Origin of the sequence: Nocardia farcinica, assembly GCF_029867845.1 — a bacterium.
Classification (GTDB): domain Bacteria; phylum Actinomycetota; class Actinomycetes; order Mycobacteriales; family Mycobacteriaceae; genus Nocardia; species Nocardia farcinica_A.
In genome coordinates this window covers 1-3,430 of sequence record NZ_JARWRU010000754.1, presented here as the reverse complement: position 1 = coordinate 3,430, position 3,430 = coordinate 1, and the positions used below count along the sequence as shown (strand labels likewise).

4 protein-coding genes are annotated in these 3,430 nt (G+C 73.8%); 3 read left to right on the top strand and 1 reads right to left on the bottom strand.

From position 1 onward, the window contains the following. Positions 1 to 182: 182 nt before the first annotated feature. Positions 183 to 524, top strand: a complete 342-nt coding sequence (locus QH283_RS16530; RefSeq protein WP_280503878.1) for a hypothetical protein — start codon at positions 183 to 185, stop codon at positions 522 to 524. On the opposite strand, the gene QH283_RS16525 is transcribed toward QH283_RS16530, so the two are convergent. Then, the gene (locus QH283_RS16525; protein ID WP_280503879.1) at positions 509 to 841 is read right to left on the bottom strand and encodes an ArsR/SmtB family transcription factor; all 333 of its coding nucleotides are present in this window, start codon (positions 839 to 841) and stop codon (positions 509 to 511) included. The genes QH283_RS16530 and QH283_RS16525 overlap by 16 nt on opposite strands. A gap of 88 nt (positions 842 to 929) precedes the next feature. Between QH283_RS16525 and QH283_RS16520 the strand changes: the two genes are divergently transcribed. Together QH283_RS16520 and QH283_RS16515 are read left to right on the top strand one after the other, a co-directional pair. Then, positions 930 to 2,138, top strand: a complete 1,209-nt coding sequence (locus QH283_RS16520) for an MFS transporter (protein WP_280503877.1) — start codon at positions 930 to 932, stop codon at positions 2,136 to 2,138. A gap of 20 nt (positions 2,139 to 2,158) precedes the next feature. Then, a complete protein-coding gene (locus tag QH283_RS16515) occupies positions 2,159 to 3,295 on the top strand; it encodes an alcohol dehydrogenase catalytic domain-containing protein (RefSeq protein WP_280503876.1) in 1,137 nt (378 codons plus the stop codon). Positions 3,296 to 3,430: the final 135 nt, after the last annotated feature.

Below are 3,430 nucleotides of genomic sequence, written 5' to 3'. Positions count from 1 at the left end.
AACCGGGCGGGCCGCAAACCCGGTGCACGGGGCCGCGAGCGTGGTGCTGCGCGGCGGGCTGGCTACCCGCGCGGAGTAACCGCACCTGGGGGCCGACCCCGGCGCGCCCGCGCCCGCCGCTGGGTCTCTGGCCGGCGGTGGCCTGCCGCGCGGCGGGGTGCGGGGCCGGCGGCGAGGCCGCCTTGAGCCCCGCGGCCGCGGCGAGCGGGCCGAGCGAGGCGGGCCTGCGCGCGGCCGCCGAGGAGTGGTCGAAGGCGATCGCCGAGGGCGATTACGCGGCGGCCTACGGGTTCCGTTCCGCGCGTTGCCGGTTGACCATCGGCCAGGACGCCTACGTCGAGGAGTTGTCCCAGCGCTACGCGGGCCGGGATCTGGCCGGTGCCGAGCCGGAGATCACGGTCGCGGTCACCGGGGAGACCGGCCAGGTGAGTGTCCGGTACACCGACGAGCGGGCGGGCGAGGACGACACCGCGCCCGCCACCTGGAAGTTCGTCGACGGCAGCTGGCGCTACGACACCTGCTGAGCCGACGCCCGGTTGGCCGCGCCGACCACCGAGGACAGCAGTCCCGGCAGCGCGGCCTCCACGTCGTCGGCGCGCAGTCGCTGACAGGTGTTGCCGTCGACCACGACCCGTTCCACCAGTCCCGCCTTGTGCAGGATCTTGAAGTGGTGGGTCGCGGTCGATTTGTTGATCGCGTCGTAGAGCGCGCCGCAGCGCACCGCCTCGCCCGCGTTGCTGAGCCTGCGCACCATCTCCAGCCGCACCGGGTCCTGGAGGGCGCCCAGCACGATGGGCAGGGCGGCGACGGGAGGCGCGGCTCCGGTGTGCTCGTCGGTCATGGTCTGACTCCCCGCTGGTTTGACGATCATCGAACTGGATGTACTGTCGGGTTTGATCATTATCAAACCTACCGGATCGGGAGCCTCGATGACAGCGATGAACACGGCGCTCGACGAACGGCCCGCCGTGCAGCGGTGGGCCTACGGACTCGTGCTGCTCGCCACCGGCGTTGCGCTCGGGGTGTCGGGCGCGCCCGCGCCGTTGTACGGCCTCTACGAACAGCAGTGGCACCTCTCGCCGCTGACCACCACGCTGGTGTTCGCCGTCTACGCCGTGGCCGCGCTGATCGCGGTGCTGGTGTCGGGACGCATCTCCGACGTGGTCGGCCGCAAGCCGGTGCTGATCGGCGCCTTCGCCGTCCTGGTGGCCGGGCTGGCGGCGTTCTTGCTCGCCGAGTCGGTGCCGATGCTGCTGCTGGCCAGGGCGCTGCACGGGCTCGGCGTCGGCGCGACCGTGGTGGCGGGCGCCGCGGCCCTGCTCGACCTGCGCCCGCAGCACGGCGCGCGCTCGGGCAAGCTCAGCGGCGTCGCCTTCAACGTCGGCATCGCCGTGGCGGTGCTCGGCACCGCGACGCTGGCCCAGTACACCCCGCACCCGCTGCGCACGCCGTACGTGGTGATCACCGTGATCTGCCTGGCCATCGGCGCCGGGGTGCTCGCCCTGCGCGGGCCGCACGGCGCGCGCACCCCCGGCGCGATCCGCATCGCCAAACCATCCGTGCCGCAGGCGATCCGCTCGGACTTCTGGTTCTCCGCCATCGGCGCCATGGCCGCCTGGTCGGTGCTTGGCGTGCTGCTGTCGCTGTATCCCTCGCTGGCCGCCCGGCAGACCGACATCCACAACATCGTCTTCGGCGGTGCGGTGGTCGCCTCGACCGCGCTGGCGGGCGCGGCCGCGCAGTTGCTCGGCGCGGGTATCCAGGCCCGCCGCGCGGCCATCCTCGGCGACACCGGCATGGCCGCGGCTCTGCTGCTGACCATCCCGGCCCTGGCCACCCACCACTGGATCGCGGTGCTCGGCGCGGGCATCGTGCTCGGCGCTACCTTCGGTCTCGGTTTCGGCGGCTCGCTGCGCCACCTCTCGGAGGTCATCCCCGAGCACGTGCGTGGGGAGACCATGTCGGCGTTCTACCTGCTGGCCTACTCGGCCATGGCGCTGCCCACGGTGGTGGCGGGCTGGGCGGCCACCACCTGGGGGGTCGAGCAGGTGTTCCCCTGGTTCGTGACCGTCGTGGCGGTGGCCTGCCTGAGCGCGGCCGCCCTCGGCCTGCGCCGCAACCGGGTCGACGCGGCGTGACAGTCGGTACCGTGCAGGGCATGAGGATTCGTGGCGCGGTGCTGGAACGGATCGGCGCGCGGGCGCCCTACGCGGATTCGCGGCCGATCAGCGTGTCCGAGCTGGAGTTGGACGAGCCGGGGCCCGGCGAGCTGCTGGTGCGCATCGAGGCGGCCGGGATCTGCCATTCGGACCTGTCGGTGGTGGACGGAAACCGGGTGCGGCCGGTGCCGATGCTGCTCGGGCACGAGGCCGCCGGGCGGGTCGAGGCCGTCGGCGGCGGTGACAGCGACATCGCCGTCGGGCAGCGGGTCGTGATGACCTTCCTGCCGCGCTGCGGTGACTGCGCGGGTTGCGCGAGTGCGGGCAGGATGCCCTGTGTGCCAGGCAGTCTCGCCAACAACGAGGGCGTGCTGCTCGGCGGCGGCAGACGGCTGCGGCGCGCCGGCGAGCCGGTGCACCATCATCTCGGGGTCTCCGCCTTCGCCACCCACGCGGTGGTGGACCGGCGGTCGGTGGTCCCCGTCGGCGACGACGTGCCGCCGGAAGTCGCCGCTGTGCTCGGCTGCGCGGTGCTCACCGGCGGCGGCGCGCTGCTGAACTCGGCGAAGCCGGGGCCGGGGGACCGGGTCATGGTCGTCGGTCTCGGGGGCGTGGGGATGGCGGCGGTGCTGGTGGCGCTGTCGCAGGGCGTGCGCGAGGTGATCGCGGTCGACCCGGTGCCCGAGAAGCTCGCGCTGGCAACCGAACTCGGCGTGGAGACGGCGTGCACGCCCGCCGAGGCGGCCGAGCGCGGCGTACAGGCCGAGGTGGTGATCGAGGCGGTGGGCTCGGTGCGGGCCTTCGAGAGCGCGGTCGCGGCCACCGCGCCGGGCGGTGTCACGGTCACCGTCGGCCTGCCCGCCCCGGACGCCCGCGCGAGCATCTCGCCGCTGGCCCTCGTCGCTCAGGGACGCTCGATCGTCGGCAGCTACCTGGGCTCGGCGGTGCCCTCCCGCGACATCCCCGAGTACGTGCGCCGATGGCGCGCGGGCGCGCTGCCGGTCGAACGGCTGGTCTCCGCGCACATCGGCCTCGACGGCATCAACGCCGCGATGGACGAGCTTGCCGCCGGGCACGCCCTGCGGCAGGTCATCGTCTTCGATCGAGCCGATCCCCCGAGCGGGCCGATCCCCTGACCGGTCGAGCCAACGGGACCGGCGGCGGGGGGGGGGGGGGGGGGGCGGGCGCGCGGGGCGCCGCCGGGGGGTGGGTAGTTGGAAGATCAAGAAATAAGTGTGGGTGGGGGGCGTTGGGGTGGTGTTGGGAGGAGG

What these genes read in the sequence shown, in the direction of transcription:
- QH283_RS16520 (WP_280503877.1), top strand. Translation starts at nt 930, where the DNA reads ATGACAGCGATGAACACGGCGCTCGACGAACGGCCCGCCGTGCAGCGG.
- QH283_RS16515 (WP_280503876.1), top strand. Translation starts at nt 2,159, where the DNA reads ATGAGGATTCGTGGCGCGGTGCTGGAACGGATCGGCGCGCGGGCGCCC.
- QH283_RS16525 (WP_280503879.1), bottom strand. Translation starts at nt 841, where the DNA reads ATGACCGACGAGCACACCGGAGCCGCGCCTCCCGTCGCCGCCCTGCCC.